General features: G+C 71.4%; 20 protein-coding genes. 8 read left to right on the top strand and 12 right to left on the bottom strand.

Annotated features, from left to right (window positions below):
* Positions 1 to 50: 50 nt before the first annotated feature.
* Positions 51 to 1,859: a bifunctional metallophosphatase/5'-nucleotidase gene (locus ACFV0T_RS38805; protein ID WP_385789738.1), complete on the bottom strand. Its 1,809-nt coding sequence runs from the start codon at positions 1,857 to 1,859 to the stop codon at positions 51 to 53.
* A 191-nt stretch (positions 1,860 to 2,050) separates the two neighbouring features.
* On the opposite strand from ACFV0T_RS38805, the gene mshD reads away from it, so the two are divergent.
* Positions 2,051 to 2,977 carry a mycothiol synthase gene (mshD, locus tag ACFV0T_RS38800; RefSeq protein WP_385789736.1) on the top strand — a complete coding sequence of 309 codons (927 nt, stop codon included), beginning with the start codon at positions 2,051 to 2,053 and terminating at the stop codon, positions 2,975 to 2,977.
* A 58-nt stretch (positions 2,978 to 3,035) separates the two neighbouring features.
* Here the strand turns inward: mshD and ACFV0T_RS38795 are convergent, their stop codons facing one another.
* From ACFV0T_RS38795 to ACFV0T_RS38770, 6 genes are all read right to left on the bottom strand, one after another.
* A complete protein-coding gene (locus tag ACFV0T_RS38795) occupies positions 3,036 to 3,719 on the bottom strand; it encodes an ABC transporter (protein ID WP_385789734.1) in 684 nt (227 codons plus the stop codon).
* A gap of 232 nt (positions 3,720 to 3,951) precedes the next feature.
* Positions 3,952 to 5,514 carry an ABC transporter permease gene (locus tag ACFV0T_RS38790; RefSeq protein ID WP_385789732.1) on the bottom strand — a complete coding sequence of 521 codons (1,563 nt, stop codon included), beginning with the start codon at positions 5,512 to 5,514 and terminating at the stop codon, positions 3,952 to 3,954.
* Entirely contained in the window at positions 5,511 to 6,371 is an 861-nt protein-coding gene (locus tag ACFV0T_RS38785) for an ABC transporter ATP-binding protein (RefSeq protein WP_385789730.1), read from the bottom strand. The genes ACFV0T_RS38790 and ACFV0T_RS38785 overlap by 4 nt, the downstream gene beginning before the upstream one ends.
* 121 nt (positions 6,372 to 6,492) lie before the next feature.
* Positions 6,493 to 6,759 carry a hypothetical protein gene (locus ACFV0T_RS38780; RefSeq protein WP_385789728.1) on the bottom strand — a complete coding sequence of 89 codons (267 nt, stop codon included), beginning with the start codon at positions 6,757 to 6,759 and terminating at the stop codon, positions 6,493 to 6,495.
* 14 nt (positions 6,760 to 6,773) lie between these two features.
* Positions 6,774 to 7,637: a zf-HC2 domain-containing protein gene (locus tag ACFV0T_RS38775; protein ID WP_385789726.1), complete on the bottom strand. Its 864-nt coding sequence runs from the start codon at positions 7,635 to 7,637 to the stop codon at positions 6,774 to 6,776.
* Entirely contained in the window at positions 7,634 to 8,185 is a 552-nt protein-coding gene (locus tag ACFV0T_RS38770; RefSeq protein ID WP_385789725.1) for an RNA polymerase sigma factor, read from the bottom strand. The genes ACFV0T_RS38775 and ACFV0T_RS38770 overlap by 4 nt, the downstream gene beginning before the upstream one ends.
* A gap of 371 nt (positions 8,186 to 8,556) precedes the next feature.
* Between ACFV0T_RS38770 and ACFV0T_RS38765 the strand changes: the two genes are divergently transcribed.
* The 3 genes from ACFV0T_RS38765 to ACFV0T_RS38755 are packed head-to-tail and all read left to right on the top strand — an operon-like array spanning position 8,557 to position 12,434.
* On the top strand, positions 8,557 to 10,899 hold the full coding sequence (locus ACFV0T_RS38765) for an RNA degradosome polyphosphate kinase (RefSeq protein WP_385789723.1): 2,343 nt from the start codon (positions 8,557 to 8,559) through the stop codon (positions 10,897 to 10,899).
* The gene (locus ACFV0T_RS38760) at positions 10,880 to 11,989 is read left to right on the top strand and encodes a CHAD domain-containing protein (RefSeq protein ID WP_385789722.1); all 1,110 of its coding nucleotides are present in this window, start codon (positions 10,880 to 10,882) and stop codon (positions 11,987 to 11,989) included. The genes ACFV0T_RS38765 and ACFV0T_RS38760 overlap by 20 nt, the downstream gene beginning before the upstream one ends.
* A 22-nt stretch (positions 11,990 to 12,011) precedes the next feature.
* The gene (locus tag ACFV0T_RS38755; protein ID WP_385789721.1) at positions 12,012 to 12,434 is read left to right on the top strand and encodes an NUDIX hydrolase; all 423 of its coding nucleotides are present in this window, start codon (positions 12,012 to 12,014) and stop codon (positions 12,432 to 12,434) included.
* Positions 12,435 to 12,460: 26 nt separating this feature from the next.
* Here ACFV0T_RS38755 and ACFV0T_RS38750 read toward each other — a convergent pair whose 3' ends face one another.
* Positions 12,461 to 12,643 carry a hypothetical protein gene (locus ACFV0T_RS38750; RefSeq protein WP_385789720.1) on the bottom strand — a complete coding sequence of 61 codons (183 nt, stop codon included), beginning with the start codon at positions 12,641 to 12,643 and terminating at the stop codon, positions 12,461 to 12,463.
* Positions 12,644 to 12,778: 135 nt separating this feature from the next.
* Here ACFV0T_RS38750 and ACFV0T_RS38745 point away from each other — a divergent pair, with 135 nt between their 5' ends.
* Together ACFV0T_RS38745 and ACFV0T_RS38740 are read left to right on the top strand one after the other, a co-directional pair.
* Positions 12,779 to 13,627: a hypothetical protein gene (locus tag ACFV0T_RS38745; protein WP_385789718.1), complete on the top strand. Its 849-nt coding sequence runs from the start codon at positions 12,779 to 12,781 to the stop codon at positions 13,625 to 13,627.
* A gap of 82 nt (positions 13,628 to 13,709) precedes the next feature.
* Entirely contained in the window at positions 13,710 to 13,889 is a 180-nt protein-coding gene (locus ACFV0T_RS38740) for a hypothetical protein (protein ID WP_385789717.1), read from the top strand.
* A 55-nt stretch (positions 13,890 to 13,944) separates the two neighbouring features.
* On the opposite strand, the gene ACFV0T_RS38735 is transcribed toward ACFV0T_RS38740, so the two are convergent.
* Positions 13,945 to 14,286 carry a metal-sensitive transcriptional regulator gene (locus ACFV0T_RS38735; RefSeq protein WP_385789715.1) on the bottom strand — a complete coding sequence of 114 codons (342 nt, stop codon included), beginning with the start codon at positions 14,284 to 14,286 and terminating at the stop codon, positions 13,945 to 13,947.
* A gap of 203 nt (positions 14,287 to 14,489) precedes the next feature.
* On the opposite strand from ACFV0T_RS38735, the gene ACFV0T_RS38730 reads away from it, so the two are divergent.
* Together ACFV0T_RS38730 and ACFV0T_RS38725 are read left to right on the top strand one after the other, a co-directional pair.
* Entirely contained in the window at positions 14,490 to 15,110 is a 621-nt protein-coding gene (locus ACFV0T_RS38730) for a DUF47 domain-containing protein (protein ID WP_385789714.1), read from the top strand.
* A gap of 8 nt (positions 15,111 to 15,118) precedes the next feature.
* Entirely contained in the window at positions 15,119 to 16,117 is a 999-nt protein-coding gene (locus ACFV0T_RS38725) for an anion permease (RefSeq protein ID WP_385789712.1), read from the top strand.
* A gap of 974 nt (positions 16,118 to 17,091) precedes the next feature.
* Here the strand turns inward: ACFV0T_RS38725 and pstB are convergent.
* From pstB to pstC, 3 genes are read right to left on the bottom strand one after another with little or no spacing between them, the layout of a single operon-like run.
* Positions 17,092 to 17,868, bottom strand: a complete 777-nt coding sequence (gene pstB, locus ACFV0T_RS38720) for a phosphate ABC transporter ATP-binding protein PstB (RefSeq protein ID WP_385789710.1) — start codon at positions 17,866 to 17,868, stop codon at positions 17,092 to 17,094.
* 41 nt (positions 17,869 to 17,909) lie between these two features.
* Positions 17,910 to 18,974, bottom strand: a complete 1,065-nt coding sequence (gene pstA, locus ACFV0T_RS38715) for a phosphate ABC transporter permease PstA (protein ID WP_385789708.1) — start codon at positions 18,972 to 18,974, stop codon at positions 17,910 to 17,912.
* Positions 18,971 to 19,978 carry a phosphate ABC transporter permease subunit PstC gene (pstC, locus tag ACFV0T_RS38710; protein ID WP_385789706.1) on the bottom strand — a complete coding sequence of 336 codons (1,008 nt, stop codon included), beginning with the start codon at positions 19,976 to 19,978 and terminating at the stop codon, positions 18,971 to 18,973. The genes pstA and pstC overlap by 4 nt, the downstream gene beginning before the upstream one ends.
* Positions 19,979 to 20,065 lie beyond the last annotated feature (87 nt).

The following is a 20,065-nucleotide window of genomic DNA, read 5'->3' as shown; positions in this document are numbered from 1 at the left end:
GGGACGTACGCGGCGCGTACGTCCCGGGCCCCTTGGGCTCCGCGGCAGGTCTACTGCACGATCGTGATCCGGTCGGCCGCCGGCGGCGCGATCGGGGTCGCGGCCGAGGAGTTGGCCGTCAGGTACTCCACCAGCGCCGCCAGGTCGTCGGTGCCGACGACGTCACCCGTGCCCTGGCCCAGGGTGGTGAAGCCGTCGCCGCCGCCCGCGAGGAAGCTGTTCGTCGCGACGCGGTAGGTGGCCGCCGGGTCGATGGCCGCGCCGTTCAGCCGGATGGAGTCGGTGACCACACGGTCGGCGCCGGTCTTCGTCAGGTCCAGCGTGTACGTCAGGCCCGACGAGGGCTGAAGGATCTTCGGCGCGGCCGCGTTCGCGCCGCTCACCTGCTCCTTGAGCGCCTGGACGACCTGGGCACCGGTGAAGTCCTGGAGGTTCACGGTGTTGGAGAACGGCTGCACCGTGAAGCCCTCGGCGTAGGTCACCACGCCGTCGCCCTCGGCGCCCTTGGCCGCGTAGGTGAGGCCGGCGCGGACGCCGCCCGGGTTCATCAGCGCCAGGTCGGTCTCCGGGTCCAGCTTCTTGCCGTACGCCAGCTGGGCGTCCGCGATCAGGTCGCCCATCGGGGACTCGGTGCCGGTGCTGGCGACGTCGGCGGAGATGTAGCCGATCGCGCGGTTGCCGACGGGAGCGGCCAGGGTGTTCCACTTGGCGATCAGCTGGGTCATGTCGGCCGCCTTGGCGACGTCCCGGGTGACCACGCGGTTCGCGGACTTGACGGCCGTACGGGCGATGTCGCCGGTGAAGCGGTCGTACGTCAGCGTGGTGTCCGTGTAGAGACGGCCGAAGGACGCGGCCGAGGTGACCATGCGCGGCTTGCCGGCCGGGTCGGGGATCGTGCACACGTACGCCGCGTGGGTGTGGCCGGTGACCAGCGCGTCCACCTTCGGCGTGATGTTCTTGGCGATGTCGACGATCGGGCCGGAGATGCCGTCACCCGCGCCCGGCGCGTCGCAGTTGTAGTTGTACGAGCCCGAGCCGGGCAGTCCGCCCTCGTGGATCAGCGCGACGATCGACTTGACGCCCTGCTTCTCCAGCACCTTGGCGTACTTGTTGATCGTCTCGACCTCGTCCTTGAACTTCAGGCCCTTGACGCCCTCGGCGGAGACGATCCCCGGGGTGTCCTCCAGGGTCACGCCGATAAAACCGATCTTGACGCCGTTCTTCTTCCACACCGTGTACGGCTTGAGAATCGGCTTGCCGGTCTTCTCGTCGAGGACGTTCGCCGCGAGGTACGGGAAGTCGGCGCCCCGGAACTTCTTGTCCGTGTAACAGCCGGCCGTCGGGTGGCAGCCGCCGTTCTGGAGGCGGGCCAGTTCCCTGGCCCCCTCGTCGAACTCGTGGTTGCCGACGGACGTGACGTCCAGGTCGAGCTTGTTCAGCGCCTCGATGGTGGGCTCGTCGTGGAACAGGCCCGAGATCAGCGGGGAGGCACCGACCATGTCGCCGCCGGCCGCGGTGATCGAGTACGCGTTGCCCTTGCGGGCCTGGCGCAGATGCGTCGCGAGGTACTCCACGCCACCCGCGTCGATCGTCTTCGTCGTGCCGTCGGCCTGCAGCTCGGTGACGCGGCCGGAGGAGCCCGACGGCGGTTCGAGGTTGCCGTGCAGGTCGTTGAAGGAGAGCAGCTGGACGTCCTGGTAGCGGCTCGGCTTCGGGTGGTGGCCGTGCCCGCCCCGCTCGTGCGCGTCCGCCGGCAGCGCGGCGGCCAGTGCGCCGACGGTGGCGAGACCGGCGGCGGTCGCGAGAAGCCGGTATGCACGGCGTCTGCGGCCGGGGTACGGCTGGGATGTGGCTGGCATGCGCCCCCCTGAGGCTGGTGTGCGTCCCCGGGGCCGTCACGGCCCAGTGGGTCTGCTGAGGATGTGGCCCGTCCGGCGCAGCCTAGGGTCAACGCGCGTAGCGCGACAGGGGGTTCGTGGTTACATCCTGGTTTCCCTTCACTCGATCCTTTGCCCCCACTTTGCCGGGCACTCCCCTTACCCTCGTACGCATGACCAGCGACGACACCGCACGGCTCCCCGGCGCCCGATCCATCGAGACCCACTCCGCGCTCTCCCCGGAACAGACCGAATCCGTGCTCGGGCTGCTCGCCGAGGCCGCGCTCAACGACGGCCAGCAGGCGGTGTCCGAGCAGGGCCGGCTGCAACTGCGCGGCGGCGCCCGCGAAGGGGTCTCCCATCTGCTGTTGGTCGTGGGCGACGAACTGGTCGGCTACGCGCAGCTGGAGGACACCGACCCGGTGGAGGCGCCGGCCGCCGAGATGGTCGTGCACCCTTCGCACCGCGGCCACGGGCACGGGCGGGCGCTGGGTTCCGCGCTGCTCGCCGCCTCGGGGAAGCGGCTGCGGGTGTGGGCGCACGGCGGGCACTCCGCAGCCCGGCACCTGGCCCAGGTCCTCGGTCTCACCCTGTTCCGTGAACTGCGCCAGATGCGGCGGTCGTTGACCGACCTCGAACTGCCCGAGCCGGTGCTTCCGCAGGGGGTGACCCTGCGGACCTTCGAGCCCGGCACCGACGACGCGGCCTGGCTGGCCGTGAACTCCGCGGCGTTCGCCCACCACCCCGAACAGGGGTCCCTCACCCAGCGCGACCTCGACGACCGCGAGGCCGAGGCCTGGTTCGATCCCGCGGGGTTCTTCCTGGCCTTCCGCGGGGACCGGCTGATCGGCTTCCACTGGACGAAGGTCCACGCCGAGGAGCGGCTCGGCGAGGTCTACGTCCTCGGGGTCGCGCCCGGTGCGCAGGGCGGCGGGCTCGGGAAGGCGCTCACCACGGTCGGGCTGCGGCATCTCGCGGCGCAGGCGCTGCCCACGGCGATGCTGTACGTCGACGCCGACAACAAGGCGGCGGTGTCCGTGTACGAGCGGCTGGGGTTCCTCACCCACGAGACGGATCTGATGTATCGCACGGAGACGTGAGCGGAGGTCCGGGGGCTGCCGCCCCCAGCCCCCGCTGTCGGCCCGAAGGGCCTGGTCCTCACACGCCGGACGGGCTGACATCCGCCGGCCGGCGCCGCAAGCCGCGCCCGCGCCGGACGGCGAGCCCGCGGCGCAGTGGTTCCGGGGTGCACAGCACGGCGACCGCGGTCGCGAGCACCAGCAGCAGGGCCCAGCGTTCGTGCGCCTCTCCCCAGTGCTTGTCGCCCACCGACACCAGGAGTGCCCAGCGCTCGGGGAGAAGCAGCGTCGGTACGGTGACTCCGCCGAGCAGCAGGGCCACCGCGACGCCGGTGCCCGGTCGGGACTCGTCCGTGAACCGGACCCGGGCCGCGGCGGCGGCCAGGGCGAACAGGGCGCAGGCGGCCGCCTCCAGGGTGACGGCGCCCACCGGGGGCCGCGCCTGACCCGGTACGAGCAGCAGCGCCGCCGTCCACCACAGGGCGACCACCGGAGCGGTCAGGGCGAGCCGCAGGGCGCTGCGCACCGGACGGCGTACCGGCACCGAAGCGGTGGTGTGCCGGGCCGGGTCGTCCAGCAGGAACGCCAGGCCGAGGCCGAGGCAGAGGGCGGCGGCCCGCAGCAGGCCGAGGCACAGCCACGGGTCGGGCGGGCCGGGCAGCAGGCGCGAACCGCCGACCAGCAGGAGTCCGAGACCGCCGGCCGCGGCGAGGGCCGGCCAGGGCAGCGTGCGCCAGACGGGGCGCAGCAGGGCGCGGATCACGGCGTCCCCCTTCGTTTTCGTTCCCGTTCCGCTTCCGCTTCCGCTTCCGCTTCTCGGGTGGTCCTGGCTAGTGCCGTGGCAGGCAACGTTCGCCCGTGAAGGAGCGGCGTCCGGTGCGTGCTCTCGACGTGCCGGCCGGAAGTCCTCGTACTGGGCGTACGTGGGCTTTCGGCCGGTGCGGCGAGAGGGCGTGCCGGGCGTCGCGACGGGGCGAACGTCGCCTGCTGCGGCACTAGGCGCCACACGACTCGTCACTCGTCTCACCGTCCGTCTCCCCCTTCGTCGGCGCCTTCACGTCCAGGAGTTCCGCGACGCGCGTGAGCGACGTCTTCGGTGAGGTCAGCTCGGTCCAGTGGGCCTTGACCTTGGCGGTGACGCCGTAGCGCGGCTGCTGGAGCAACTGCCGTACGACCTCGGTCTGTCCGGCGCTCATGGAGACGGCGCCCGCGGGAGCCAGCGCGATCGCGGAGCCCGTGACGCTGTCGTCGAGGCGGACGTCGCGCAGCGCGGTCACCGGGTCGGACTCCGCGCCCAGCGCCAGCCACATGATCGTCACGACCCGGGAGTCGCACACCTCACCGCCCGTCGCCTCGTCGCCCGCCACCAGCACGGAGGCGACGGCGACCTCGAACTGGGGGATCCGGTTGCCGCCCCAGGCGGTGCCGACGGTGACCTGGCCGGGCGCGGTGAGCGGGTCGATCGCGCCCGACCCCTCAAGGCCGTAACGGGCCTCGACGCGCTGCCGTACGGTCAGCCGCGTGCTTCCCGCCGCACCACCCGCGAGGCTTTGCACCCGGTCGGCCGTGGCGGCCCAGTCGGCGGTGAGGCCGGTCCACTCGGGGAAGGCGCAGTACGTCGAGGTGCCGTGCGCGACACACTTCTGGACGCGCTCCGGGTGGACGGACGCCTCGGCGCGGGCGGCCTTCAGCGCGGCCGAGTCGCCGGGGGCCTGCCCCGCGGCCCCCGCGACCGTGACGGCGAGGGCTGCGACGGCCGTCACCCGGATCAGCCGGGTGCGTCCGCCGCTCAGCAGCAACCCGCCGCAGAGCAGAAGCAGGGCGAGTCCCGCCAGGTACAGCGCGTGCCAGGCGGCCGGGCGGCCGATCAGGGCGGACGGGTAGGGGGCCGCGCCGGTCTCGGTGACGACCGGCCACAGCTCACGCAGCCAGTGCGCACCGCCGACGTTCACCGACACGAGCGTGAACAGGATGTAGCCGCCGACCACGACGAGCGGCGCGGCGAAGGAGGACGGGACCAGCCGGGCGAGCAGCACGCCGACGGTGCCGGACAGCAGCACGGTCAGCGGGGCCACGGCCAGTTCGGCGAACGAGCCGTGACCGGTCGCGCCCGGCTTCAGCGCCGCCCAGGTGAACTCGAAGGTCACGACGAGCGCGGTGAGCGCCGCGTAGGGCACGACGGACAGGGCGTGCGCGAGGGTGCGCCGCCAGGGTTCCATGGGCAGGACGGCGTCGTGCCGGTCGGTGCCGTTGCGGCGCGAGCGCAGCGCGGCCCGGTTCACGCAGACGAGCAGGGCGATGGCGACGAAGAACGGCTTGGCCTGCGTACCGCGGTCGACGTCCTGGAGGACCGGATAGGCGTCCATGCCCTCCCGGCCCGAGAACATCTGCCAGACGGTGTAGCCGACGTACAGCAGGAAGAAGACGAACACCGGTATGTACTGGAGGAGTTCGCGGGCCTCGAAGCGGGCGAGGGCGAGGACGGCCGCCGTGTGCCGGGGGGCGGGGGCGGGTTCGACGGCCATGGGGGCCGTTTCCATGACTCCGGTGGCGCTCATGCGGCGGCCTCCGCCGGCTGACCGTCGAGGGTGAGCAGGTAGCCGTCCTCCAGGGTCGGTTCGAGGAGGTCGGCGCCCTCGGGCGGGTCGCCGACGTTGCGGAAGGTGCCGAGCCCCGTACGCCATCCGGCTCGTGCTCCCGGGTGCCGCTCGGCGCTGCTCCACACCCGGCCGGCCGCTTGTGCGGTGAGCTCGGCGGGGGTGCCCTCGAAGCGGACGCGGCCGGCGGCCATGACGATCACGCGGTGGCAGAGCATCGCCACGTCCTCGGTCTGGTGGGTGGACAGCAGGACCGTCCGGCCCTCGCCCGACTGGGCGATCAGCTCGCGGAACCGCATGCGCTGCTCGGGGTCCAGGCCGACGGTCGGCTCGTCGAGGACGAGGAAGCCGGGGTCGCCGACGAGGGCGGCGGCGAGGGCGACGCGCTGCCGCATCCCGCCGGACAGCCGCTTGATGCGCCGGCCGCGTACGTCGGACAGGTCGACGGCGTCGAGCACCCGCCGCACCTCGCGGTGCCGGGCGCCGCGGTCGGTCATCTCCTTGAGGATCGCGACGTAGTCGACGAACCCGAAAGCGGTGAAGTCCGGGTGGAACCCGGGGGTCTGCGGCAGGTATCCCAGGGCGCGGCGCACGCTCTGCCGGCCGGCCGCGGTGCCCGGGTCGTGCCCGAGGACGGTGAAGGCGCCCCGGTCGGCGGGCACGGCGGTGGCGAGCACCCGCAACAGGGTGGTCTTGCCTGCCCCGTTGGGACCGAGCAGCCCGGTGACCCCCTCGGTCAGCCGCAGGGAGACCTCGTCGAGGGCCGCGATCCCGCCGTAGCGAAGAGTCAGCCCGGAGGCGGAGACGGTGGGCGTCATGGGGCGTTCCTTTGGGAGAGACGGGAGAGGTCGGATCGGAGGGTTCGGGCGCGGGGCACTGCCACGGGGTTCATCCGTCGCCCGGGTCGGAGCGGTCGGGGGCGCGGGACGGCCACGGGCCTCATCCGTCGCCCCCGTCGCCGGTGTCGGAGGAGCCGCGGGACGTCGGGGCGGTGACGTAGAGGCGCAGGAGCTCCGCGACGCACACGGCGACCGCCGCGGCTGCGAACGCGGCTGCCTTGAGCAGCAGCACGAGCCGCTTGCGGCGCCGCGCGCCGGGCGTCATCGCGGCAGGGCGGTCCGTCATCGCGGGAAGGGGGCCCGCCATCGCGGGAGAGGAGTCCGTCATCGTGGAAGAGGCGTCCTTCGTGGAAAGGGAGTCCGTCATCGGAGGAAGGTCCGTCACAGCGCACGTCCGTCCGAGGAGGCCCCGAACAGCACCCGGGCCGACGACAAGTCGAACCGGTCGCGGGCCGCGTACAGCAGTCCGACGGCGACCGCGGCGACCGCGCCCGCCACTCCCTGGCCGGCCGGGGTGAACGGCGCGAGGGTCCCCTCGGTGGTGGCCCTCGCCGCGACGAGGAGGCCGATCCACGCGCCGCCGACCAGGCCGGGGGCGAGGACGGGGCCCAGCCGTGGCATCAGGGCCAGTCCCGTCGCGGTCAGCGCGAGCGCGGGCAGCAGCCAGGCCAGTGCGCGCAGCCCGTAGCCGGGGAGCGCGAGGGTCGCGAGGCCGTTGAGCCCGAGGCCGACCGCCAGGACGGCGACCGTGCGGATCAGCAGCAGCCGGAAGCCGTGCAGCGGCGAGACGACGGCCATCTCGTACGTCGGGTCGAGCGCGGGCCCGTAGGACAGCGCGACCCCGGCGAGCGGCAGCAGCGGTGCCAGGACCAGGAAGAACGTGGGCGAGTGCGCGGACTGGACCGTGTCGGCGGCGAGCACCGTCATCAGCAGGACCGCGACGACCGCCCCGAGCCAGGAACGGCGCAGCACGGGCGTGGCGGTGAGCAGCCGCGCCGTGTGGTCGGCGATGCCGACGCGGACCAGCGCCCACTCGACGAACCCGCGCCTGGGCGCGTCCAGTTCGGCGTCGAGTCGTTCCCAGCCGGCGTCCAGCGCGACCGGGTCGTCGGCCTGCGCGAGCCGGGCGCGGCAGTCGGCGCAGGCCGCCAGGTGCGTGTCGGCGGACCACAGCCGGGGCGCCGCCAACTCGCCCCGTAGGTAGGCCCGGATGTCGTCCTCCGGCACATGCCAGGTCGTACTCATGCCAGCGCCTCCCGCAGTTGCTTGCGGGCGCGCAGGGCCCGCGTCTTGACCGTGCCGGGCGGGATGCCGAGCAGCACGGCCGCCTCTCTGGTGGTGAGTCCGTCGACGACCGTCGCCTGGAGGACGGCCCGCAGCTCGGGCGAGAGCCGCACCAGGGCCCCCGCGAGGTCCCCGTGCTCCACCCCCGCGAGCACGCGTTCCTCCGCCGAGACCTCGTCCCGGTGCCGCAGCCGCGCCAGTGCCTGCCGCAGCCGCCCGCGCGCACCGTCGCCGCGCATCACGTCGACAAGACGCCGTGACCCGATGCGCCACAGCCACCCCGCGGCATCTCCGGAGTACCCGTCCTCGCGGTAGCGCGCGGTCCCCCGCCACACCGCGAGAAACGTTTCCTGTACGACGTCGTCGACGATCCCGGCGTCGGCGCACCGGCCGCGCAGCCGGGCGCCGAGCCACGGCGCGAACCGCCGGTACAGCTCCTCGAAGGCGCGCCGGTCCGCGTCCGCCGCGATGGCGCGCAGCAGCTCCCCGTCGCTTCTCGTTTCGCTCACGTCTCCTCATCGGACGAGCCCTGCCGATCGGTTCACAGGATCGCGGCCGACTTTCCGGATCATCGACGGGGGCCGACCGGCACAGGCCCGGGCACCGCGCCCGCGGAAGACCATGCCCGGCATACGAAAAACGACTTCCGATGATCGGAAACCGTCACGAACTCGCACAAGCCGACCCCTGTTTCCCGCCTCCCGTCGCACTTCTGGCCCATGCGCCCCGACGAGTCCGGAATCCTTCTTGCGGTCACCGCCCGATCCGGCCGCGCGGGACGCGACAGGCCCTGGCACGGACCCCCGGGAGCCGCGCCCCGATATCCCGCACGCCATGTCTCCGTAACCAACGGTTCAGACGAACTTGCGACGCTCAGCCAATGAACCCCGTCGTGCCTGAGCCTTCGCCGCCCCCCGAGGGCAGCGCCGCCGCGCTCCCGCCCGCACGCTCCGACGCGCCTGTCATGCTGCTGGCGCGGAAGAATGGGTCCATGAGCCAGCCAAACGCCCAGGCACAGGTCCAGCACGCGCAGCCCTCCGTGGGCTCCATAGCCGCGCACCGCCCGCACACCGTGTCGGCCGCGGTCTCCGACCTGGAACCCGACATCGATGCCGACCTCGACGAATACGAGGAGTCGCCGCACGACGGGCCTCAGCTGCCGCAGGGTCGATTCCTCGACCGGGAGCGCAGCTGGCTCGCGTTCAACGAGCGTGTCCTCGAACTCGCCGAGGACCCGAACACGCCCCTCCTCGAACGGGCGAACTTCCTGGCGATCTTCGCCAGCAACCTGGACGAGTTCTTCATGGTCCGGGTGGCCGGCCTGAAGCGCCGTATCGCCACCGGGGTCGCCACCCGCTCCGCCTCCGGCCTCCAGCCCCGCGAGGTGCTGGAGATGATCTGGGCCCGCTCCCGCGAGCTCATGGCCCGGCACGCCGCCTGCTACCACGAGGACATCGCCCCCGCCCTGGCGGAGGAGGGCATCCACCTGGTGCGCTGGAGCGAGCTGACCGAGAAGGAGCAGGCGCGCCTCTTCACGCTCTTCCGCCACCAGATCTTCCCGGTACTGACCCCCCTCGCGGTCGACCCGGCGCACCCCTTCCCGTACATCTCCGGCCTGTCCCTGAACCTGGCCGTCGTCGTACGCAACCCGGTCAGCGGCCACAAGCACTTCGCCCGCGTCAAGGTCCCGCCGCTGCTGTCCCGCTTCCTGGAGAGCTCCCCCGGCCGGTACGTCCCCATCGAGGACGTCATCGCCGCCCACCTGGAGGAACTGTTCCCGGGCATGGAGGTGCTGGAGAGCCACGCCTTCCGGCTCACCCGCAACGAGGACCTGGAGGTCGAGGAGGACGACGCCGAGAACCTCCTCCAGGCCCTGGAGAAGGAGCTCATGCGGCGCCGCTTCGGGCCGCCGGTGCGCCTGGAGGTCGAGGAGTCCATCGACCGCGAGGTGCTCGACCTCCTGGTGCGCGAGCTGAAGATCGGCGAGGCCGAGGTGTACCCGCTGCCGGGGCCCCTGGACCTGACCGGCCTCTTCCGCATCCACGGCCTGGACCGGCCCGAGCTGAAGTACCCGAAGTTCGTCGCCGGCACCCACCGCGACCTCGCCGAGGTGGAGTCCGCCTCGGCCCCCGACATCTTCGCGGCGCTGCGCAACCGGGACGTGCTCCTGCACCACCCCTACGACTCCTTCTCCACCTCCGTCCAGGCCTTCCTGGAGCAGGCGGCCGCCGACCCCGACGTCCTCGCCATCAAGCAGACCCTGTACCGGACCTCCGGCGACTCGCCGATCGTCGACGCGCTCATCGACGCCGCAGAGTCCGGCAAGCAGGTCCTCGTGCTGGTCGAGATCAAGGCCCGCTTCGACGAGCACGCCAACATCAAGTGGGCGCGCAAGCTGGAGGAGGCCGGCTGCCACGTGGTGTACGGCCTGGTCGGTCTGAAGACCCACTGCAAGCTGTCCCTGGTGGTCCGCCAGGAGGGCGAGACGCTACGGCGCTACAGCCACGTCGGCACCGGCAACTACCACCCGAAGACGGCCCGCCTCTACGAGGACCTGGGCCTGCTGACGGCGGACCCGCAGGTCGGCGCGGACCTCTCCGACCTGTTCAACCGGCTCTCCGGCTACTCCCGCCGTGAGACCTACCGCCGCCTCCTCGTCGCCCCGAAGTCCCTGCGGGACGGGCTGATCGCGCGCATCAACAAAGAAGTCCAGCACCACCGCGCCGGCCGGCCCGCCCACGTCCGCATCAAGGTCAACTCGATGGTGGACGAGGCGGTCATCGACGCCTGCTACCGCGCGTCCCAGGCGGGCGTGCCGGTCGACATCTGGGTACGCGGCATCTGCGCGGTGCGCCCGGGCGTCACGGGCCTGTCGGAGAACATCCGGGTCCGCTCCATCCTCGGCCGCTTCCTCGAACACTCCCGGGTGTTCGGCTTCGGCAACGGCGGCGAGCCCGAGGTGTGGATCGGCAGCGCCGACATGATGCACCGCAACCTCGACCGTCGAATAGAGGCCCTGGTCCGGGTCACCGACCCGGCCCACCGCGCGTCCCTCAACCGGTTGCTGGAAACCGGCATGTCCGACTCCACCTCGTCCTGGCACCTGGGCCCGGACGGCGAGTGGATCCGGCACGCGACCGACGCGGACGGTCAGCCCCTGCGCAACATCCAGGAGATGCTCATAGACGCCCGGAGGCGCCGGCGTGGCACAGCAACACCTTGACCCGACGGACCCCGCGGCGGGGCCGGTGACGGGGGACGCCCTCGCACGCTATCTCCGGTCCCAGGCCACGGAGTTCCTGCGCGCCCTGCGCCTGCACCGGGAGACCGGCGGCAGCGGCGGCGCCCCCGGTCGGGCACAGCCGAAACCGGGCGACAACGGCACGGCGGGATCCGCCGACGCGGCGCTGGCCCTGCGTCAGTCGGCCCGCCGTATCAGCGGCAGCCTGCACACCTACCGCCCACTGCTGGACGCCGCCTGGTCGGAGGAGATCCGCCCCGAACTGGCTTGGCTGTCCGGCACGTTGGCACTGGAGCACGCCTGCGAGGCCCGCCTGGAGCGGCTGTTGCTGGCACTGCACCGGTTGTCCGGGGCCACGGTGTTCCCGGCGCAGCCGACGGTGAGCGCGGCGGCACCCGGCACCACAGGCCCCGGCGTCCCGCCCCCGGCGACGGCGGAGCGCGGCAACCTCACGGTGGGCGCGGCCAAGGCGGGCGCCCTGCTGGAACGGCAGCTGACGCTCGCCAGGACCCGGGCCCACAGCACCGCGCTCCAGGCCCTGGGCTCATCGCGCTTCCACGCCGTCGCGGACAAGCTCGCCGTGCTCGCCAGCGACGTCCCGCTCGTCCCGGCCGCCTCGACCACGGACCTGCGCCCCCTCGCGGCCGCGGCCGAGGAACGCCTCACGGCCGCCGTGACCGCCCTGCCCCTGGTCACGGCCGGCCACCCCTACAACGCGGAGGCCCTGATCCACGGCCTCTCCCCCGATCCGTCCCCGCACCCCCAGGACGCGCCCTGGCACCAGGTCCGCCTGCTGCTGCGCCTGTACCGCTACGCGCGCGAGGTCCTGGCCGAGGACGGCGAGGAGACCTCCCTGCACGTGAGCGTGCTGGCGGCCGGGCAGGCCCTCAACCGGCACCGCGACGCCTCCGAGGCCGCCGCGGCCGCGGCCCAGGCGGCCCGTACGCCCCGCATCGCCCCGGCGACGGCGTACGCGCTCGGGGTGCTCCACGCAGACCAGCGGCACGAGGTGGAGGCGGCGAGGTTCGCCTTCCAGCAGGCATGGCAGAAACAGACCGTCACGACGTCCTGACCCGCTGGGAGGCTGAGACCCGGTGACCGAAACGAACGACAGCACCGTCCAGGCGGCCGGCTGTGTCCTGTGGCGCCGCTCCCCGTTCGACGGGGGGCTGGAGCTCTGCCTGGTCCACCGGCCGAAGTACGACGACTGGTCCCACCCCAAGGGAAAGCTGAAGCGCGGCGAGGAAGCGCTCGCCGGCGCCCTGCGCGAGGTCGCCGAGGAGACGGGGTACTCCGCCGATCCCGGGGCCCGGCTGCCGACCCTGTGCTATCTCGCCAACGGCCGCCCGAAGCAGGTCCGCTACTGGGCCGCCGAAGCCGTGTCCGGAGCGTTCGCCCCGAACCACGAGGTCGACCGCATCCTGTGGCTCTCCCCCGCCGCGGCCCGCGACCGCCTCACCCAGCCCCGCGACCGGACCCTGGTCGACGACCTGCTGGTGACCGTGCGGCACGCCTGACCCGGCGCCACCGGGAGGAGAGCGGCTCAGCCGCCCGCCACATGCCCCTCCGCGTCCGTCCGCGCCATGCTCCGCGCCCGGCGGGCCGGCCCGCGCCAGCCGCAGCTGCAGCGCGCCACACAGAAATGCCCCTGTTCGGCCGTCGTCGTGCGATGTCCCGACGGTTCCCGGTCGAGATCCGGCCCCTCATGCTGCGCCACGTCGACCACGTTACCGAGTCTCGGTAAAGGGCTCGTATGCCGCCCGGGGGAACCCGGCCCGCGCGTGACCGGCGTCGCCCGCCCGTCGTTAGCCGAAACGACGGGAGGCCCGTGACGGACGTACCGGCTGGGGGTAGGCAGGCGATGACGGCAAGGCAGCGGTGGCACGGTCGGACGACGGGCACGACCGCCGTGGCGGGGCTCGTGGCCTGGGTCTGTGTCGGGGCCACCGGATGTTCCTGGAGCGGTGCCGCGGCCGAGGACGCGCGCGGTGCGGGCGATCCCGTCGAGACGCTGCGGCACGCCGCCGACCGGCTGGTGGACGCGGGCAGCTCCAAGGCCCGCACCTCGATGGAGATGGCCACCGGCGGCACCCGCGTGACCATCCGGGGCGAGGGCGTCTACGACTACCGCAGACAGCTCGGCCGGCTGAAGGTGCTGCTGCCGCAGGACCCGGCCGGACAGAGCGAGCACCGGCCCATCACCGAGCTCCTCGCGCCGGGCGCCCTGTTCATGAAGAACCGGGGTGCGGGAGTACCGGACGACAAGTGGGTCCGGGTGGCGACGACGGATCTGTCGGACGGGAACCTGGTGACGGGCGGGGCCACCGATCCGTATGCCGCCGCCGAGGTGCTGCGCGGGACGCGGGCGGCCACCTACCTGGGCAGGACCGAGGTCGCGGGGACCAGGGTGCGGCACTACCGCGGCACCGCCGACCTGAACGCGGCGGCGGCACGCGCCTCTGCGGGTGGGCGGGGCTCGCTGCGGGCGGCGGCAAAAGGGTTCGCCACGGCCGAGGTGCCGTTCGACGTCTACCTCGACGACCAGGGGCGCATCCGCAAGATCCGGCAGCGGTTCAGCTTCGTCAACGGGCGGCAGAAGGACGCCGTGGCGGTCACGTCGACGGCGCTGCTCTACGATTTCGGGGCCTCCGCGGACGTACGGTTGCCGGCGACCGGGGACATCTACGCGGGGCGGATCGCCGAGGAATGAGGCGGGAGGACTAGCCCGTCCGTGCCATGCGCGGTGTGTAGGCCGCTCCCTACTCTAGGAAGTCGGTGACGACAGAGGTGAGGTGACGCGCGTGGCTCCGGTCGGCGGTACGGCAGTTCAGGACCACGTGGCCCTCGCCGAGATCGAACTGTGCGGGGAGCTGATCATCGCGGCCTCGGCCGCCGACGAGGACCGGCTCAGCCTGGAGAGCATCGACGAGGTGCTGCGGGTGGCGGAGGAGCGCGCCGCCTCCGGCCGCTGAACTTTCGGCCGGTGAGCCCTCGGCCACTGAGAACCGGCCCCGCGCGCGGCGGGTCTCAGGTGCGCAGCAGTCGGCCGATCGCCTTCGTCGCCTCTTCCACCTTGGCGTCGACCTCGGCACCGCCCTTGACGGCGGCGTCGGCGACGCAGTGGCGCAGGTGTTCCTCCAGGAGTTGCAGGGCGAAGGACTGCAAGGCCTTGGTGGAGGCGGACACCTGGGTGAGTATGTCGATGCAGTAGACGTCCTCGTCGACCATGCGTTGCAGACCCCGGATCTGGCCCTCGATCCGACGCAGTCGCTTGAGGTGCTCGTCCTTCTGCTTGTGGTATCCGTGCACGGGCGCTTCCGGCACGGCTGCCGCGGAGGGCGCCGTCGTGCCGGCCTCGGTGGTCGTCATCGCGTCCTCCTGCTGACTGATACCCCTGGTGGGTATATGGTAACGAACTTTGCTGGGTATAGGGCCCTTGCCCGTGGCGGGTGCTGGACCCCGTGATGATCGTTCTGCCTGATGGGCGACACTGGGGGACGGCCCATTAGCCGTGGCCGGATGATGCGCCTAGCATCAGCCTGACCGAAACCGATGCATCCCGAGGACCCCACGTGCGCTTTCGTCTGACCCCCAGGGAGACGAGCTTCTATGACATGTTTGCCGCGTCCGCGGACAACATCGTCACGGGCTCGAAACTCCTGATGGAACTGCTCGGGGCGGACGCTTCCGCCCGGGTCGAGATCGCAGAGCGTATGCGGGCCGCAGAACACGCCGGTGACGACGCCACACACGCGATCTTCCATCAACTGAACTCCTCGTTCATCACGCCCTTCGACCGCGAGGACATCTACTCGCTCGCCTCGTCCCTCGACGACATCATGGACTTCATGGAGGAGGCCGTCGACCTGGTCGTCCTCTACAACGTGGAGGAACTGCCCAAGGGCGTAGAGCAGCAGATCGAGGTGCTGGCGCGGGCCGCGGACCTGACCGCGGAGGCCATGCCGAACCTGCGCACCATGCAGAACCTGACCGAGTACTGGATCGAGGTCAACCGCCTCGAGAACCAGGCGGACCAGATCCACCGCAAGCTGCTGGCCCAGCTCTTCAACGGCAAGTACGACGCGATCGAGGTGCTGAAGCTCAAGCAGATCGTGGACGTACTGGAGGAGGCGGCGGACGCCTTCGAGCACGTCGCCAACACGGTGGAGACCATCGCGGTCAAGGAGTCCTGAGCTAGTCCATGGACACCTTCGCCCTGGTCGTGACCATCGCGGTCGCGCTCTTCTTCACCTATACCAACGGCTTCCACGACTCAGCCAACGCGATCGCCACCTCCGTCTCGACCCGGGCGCTGACGCCCCGCGCCGCACTCGCCATGGCCGCGGTCATGAACCTCGCCGGTGCCTTCCTGGGCAGCGGGGTCGCCAAGACCGTCAGCGAGGGCATCATCCAGACGCCCGAGGGTTCGAAGGGGATGGGCATCCTCTTCGCGGCGCTGGTCGGGGCGATCACCTGGAACCTGGTCACCTGGTACTTCGGCCTGCCCTCGTCCTCCTCGCACGCGCTGTTCGGCGGCATGGTCGGCGCGGCCCTCGCGGGCGGTACGACGGTCTACTGGAGCGGGGTGCTCGACAAGATCGTCATCCCGATGTTCCTGTCCCCGATCGTGGGCCTGCTCGTCGGCTACCTGGTCATGACCGCGATCATGTGGATCTTCCGGAAGGCCAACCCGCACAAGGCCAAGCGCGGTTTCCGCATCGCGCAGACCGTCTCGGCGGCGGCCATGGCCCTCGGTCACGGCCTCCAGGACGCCCAGAAGACGATGGGCATCGTGGTGATGGCACTGGTCATCGCCGACGTCGAGGACTACAGCGACCCGATCCCGGTCTGGGTCAAGCTGGTCTGCGCGGTGATGCTGTCGCTGGGCACGTACGCCGGTGGCTGGCGCATCATGCGCACCCTCGGCCGCAAGATCATCGAGCTCGACCCGCCGCAGGGGTTCGCCGCGGAGACGACCGGTGCGTCGATCATGTTCACCACGGCGTTCCTCTTCAAGGCGCCGATCTCCACGACCCACGTCATCACCTCGGCCATCATGGGCGTCGGCGCGACGAAGCGCGTGAACGCGGTGCGCTGGGGTGTCGCCAAGAACATCGTCCTCGGCTGGTTCATCACGATGCCGGCAGCGGCACTGGTCGCCGCGGCGAGCTTCTGGCTCGTGAACCTGGCGTTCCTGTAACGCGGGGGGCTGCGCGCCCGGCGTGAACGGGCGCACGAGCGGCAGGCCACGGCGCGGGGGAGCCGCGGGCCCCGGCGCGAGGGGGCGGGGGAGCCGCAGGCTCAGCGCGAGGAGGCGGGGGAGCCGCAGGCCCAGCGCGAGGAGGCGGCTGCGCAGGCCCCAGCGCGAGAGGGCAGGTAAGCCGCAGGCCACAGCGGGCCGAATGTGCGCAGATGCGCCGCCCCGGCGCGAGTGAGCGGGGAAGCCGCAGGCCCCAGCGCGAGAAGGCGGGTAAGTCGCCGACCACGGCGTGGGCTGAGATGTGCGCAGACGCGCCGCCCCGGCGCGAGTGAGCGGGGAAGCCGCAGGCCCCAGCGCGAGAAGGCGGGTAAGCCGCAGGCCACAGCGGGCCGAATGTGCGCAGACGCGCCGCCCCGGCGCGAGTGAGCGGGGAAGCCGCGGGCCCCAGCGCGAGAAGGCGGCTGAGCGCAGGCCCAGCGCGAGGAGGCGGCTGCGCAGGCCCCAGCGCGAGAAGGCGGGTAAGTCGCAGGCCACGGCGTGGGCTGAGATGTGCGCAGATGCGCCGCCCCGGCGCGAGTGCGGGGCAGGCCGCGTAAGCCCGTACCGACGGGTGCCGCCGCGCCCACCCGTGCCGCCCCAGCGGCACGACTGACCGCGGCTACGCAGACAACGCCGGTGAGCGGTAATTCAGCCCGTCCGGCGATTGAGGACGAGGCCGTCAAGGCCGAAACGGGGTCCGGGGCGGAGCCCCAGGCAGGGCCGCCCCCACCGAACCGCACCTTTGACCACACCGCCCCGCCACACCCAGCCCGTCCGGCGATTGAGGACGAGGCCGTCGAGGCCGAAACGGGGTCCGGGGCGGAGCCCCGGGGACGGCGATGGGCCCGCCCCCCGGGAGCCAGGGGGCGGGCCCTTCTTTGCCTCACGGTGGCACCGCCATGCAGCACCGCGAGGGGTCATTCCGAATCGTCGGCCTAGCCGAAGCGACCCGAGATGTAGTCCTCCGTGGCCTGGACCGACGGGTTGGAGAAGATCCGCTCCGTGTCGTCGATCTCGATCAGCCTGCCGGGCTGACCGACCGCCGAGAGGTTGAAGAACGCCGTACGGTCCGAGACACGCGCAGCCTGCTGCATGTTGTGCGTCACGATGACGATCGTGAAGCGCTCCTTGAGCTCACCGATGAGGTCCTCGATGGCGAGCGTGGAGATCGGGTCGAGCGCCGAGCAGGGCTCGTCCATGAGCAGGACCTTCGGCTCGACCGCGATCGCGCGGGCGATGCACAGCCGCTGCTGCTGACCACCGGACAGACCCGAGCCGGGCTTGTTCAGACGGTCCTTGACCTCGTTCCAGAGGTTCGCGCCCTTGAGCGACTTCTCGACGATGTCGTTCAGCTGGCTCTTCTTGTAATTGCCGTTGAGGCGCAGTCCCGCCGCCACGTTGTCGAAGATCGACATGGTGGGGAAGGGGTTCGGCCGCTGGAACACCATGCCGATCTCACGCCGCACCGACACCGGGTCGATGTTGGCGCCGTAGAGGTCCTCGTCGTCCAGCAGCACCTTGCCCTCGACCCGGCCGCCCGAGGTGACCTCGTGCATACGGTTCAGCGTGCGCAGGAACGTCGACTTGCCGCAGCCCGACGGGCCGATGAAGGCCGTCACCGAGCGCGGCTCGACCGTCATCGAGATGTCTTCGATCGCCTTGTGGGAGCCGTAGTAGGCGGTGAGTCCGCTTACGTCGATTCGCTTGGACATGACTACTTCACTTCCAGAATCTTCAGTCGCCGAGGGCCGCGTCAGCGACCGGTCTTCGGGGCCTTCCAGCGGGCGATGCCGCGGGCCACCAGGTTCAGGATCATCACGAAGGCGATCAGCGTCAGCGACGCCGCCCAGGCCCTGTCGTACGCCGCACTCGAACCAGCGCTCTGCGAGTACTGCTGGTAGATGTACAGCGGCAGCGAGGCCTGCGCACCCTCGAAGGGGTTGGCGTTGATGAACGGGTTGCCGAACACCAGCAGCAGCACCGGAGCGGTCTCGCCCGCGATACGGGCCACCGACAGCATGATGCCGGTGGTGATGCCGCCGATCGCGGTCGGCAGGACCACCTTCAGGATCGTGCGCCACTTCGGGATGCCGAGTGCGAGGGAGGCCTCGCGCAACTCGTTCGGGACGAGTTTGAGCATCTCCTCGGTGGAGCGCACGACCACCGGCATCATCAGGATCGCCAGTGCGAGCGAGCCGGCGAAGCCGAAGGGCTGCATGTCGAACATCAGCATGAGGCTGAGGATGAACAGACCGGCGACGATCGACGGGATACCCGTCATGACGTCGACGAAGAAGGTGACGGTCCGGGCGAGGTTGCCCCGCCCGTACTCCACCAGGTAGATCGCGGTGAGCACACCGATCGGGGCACCGATCACGGTGGCGAGCCCGACCTGCTCGAGGCTGCCGAGGATGGCGTGGTAGATACCGCCGCCCGGCTCGGAGTCGGCGACCACACCCATGGAGTGGGTCAGGAAGTAGACGTCGAGGACCTTCACACCGCGCTGCACGGTCACCCAGATCAGGGAGACCAGCGGAATCACGGCGAGGATGAAGGCGACCCAGACGAGCGAGGTGGCGATGCGGTCCTTGGCCTGACGGCGGCCCTCGACGCGCGCGGCGATGACGTACGTGCCGAAGACGAAGAGGAGCGCGGCGATCACGCCCCACTGGACGCGGCTGTCCAGGCCGGCGACGAGGCCGATGACGGCCGCGAGGACGACGGAGCCTCCGGCGATGGCCCACGGCGACCACTTGGGCAGGCTGGCACCGCGCAGGGTGCTGTGCCGCTTGTCGCTGACGACGGCTGCGTGGCTCATGCGTTGGCCCCCGAGTACTCCTTGCGGCGGGCGATGATCATGCGGGCCGCGCCGTTGACCAGCAGGGTGATGACGAACAGCACCAGGCCGGAGGCGATGAGCGCGTCACGGCCGAACTCCGTCGCCTCACTGAACTTGCTGGCGATGTTCTGGGCGAACGTTCCGCCGCCCGGGTTGAGCAGGCTGGTCTGGATGTCGAAGCTCGGGGAGAGCACGGTGGCGACGGCGATCGTCTCGCCGAGCGCGCGGCCGAGGCCGAGCATCGAGGCCGAGATGACACCGGAGCGGCCGAACGGCAGGACGGACATCCGGATGACTTCCCAGCGCGTGGCGCCGAGGGCCAGCGCCGCTTCCTCGTGCATCTGCGGGACCTGGCGGAAGACCTCGCGGCTCACGTTGGTGATGATCGGAAGGATCATGATCGCGAGCAGGATGCCGACGGTGAGCATCGAGCGGGGCGCGCCCTCGTCCCACGAGAAGACGCCGGTCCAGCCGAAGAACTCGTTCAGCCAGCCGAACAGGCCGTTCATGTGCGGTACGAGGATCAGGGCGCCCCACAGGCCGTACACGATCGACGGCACGGCGGCGAGCAGGTCGATCACATAGCCGATGGTGCCGCCGAGCTTGCGCGGCGCGTAGTGCGTGATGAACAGCGCGATGGCGACCGCGATCGGGACCGCGATGACCATGGCGATGAGCGAGGACACGACCGTGCCGAAGGCCAGCACCGCGATACCGAACGCCGGCGGCTGGAGGCCGGTGTTCCACTCGAAGGCGGTGAGGAAGTTGGCGTCGTCCTTGCTGATCGCGAGGGAGGCGCGGTAGGCGAGGAAGGCCGCGATCGCGGCCATGATCACCAGCAGCAGGATGCCCGACCCACGGGACAGACCGAGGAAGATTCGGTCACCGGGCCGGGTGGCGCCGCGTGCGGCGCGCTTGCTCTGAGCCTCGGAGGGCCGGGGCGTCGGGGGTGGAACTTGTGTGTTCTGTGTGGATATATCCATCGGGTTCTCCGGTCTGCGGAGCCGCTCGGTCGGAGCAGCTCGGCGGAGCCGTCCGTACCTGACGGCGGCTCCTGGCGGCGGTGCACC

Origin of the sequence: Streptomyces sp. NPDC059582 (genome assembly GCF_042735715.1) — a bacterium.
Classification (GTDB): domain Bacteria; phylum Actinomycetota; class Actinomycetes; order Streptomycetales; family Streptomycetaceae; genus Streptomyces.
The sequence above is the reverse complement of the archived record's forward strand: the minus strand, read 5'-3'. Positions and strand labels throughout refer to the sequence as shown.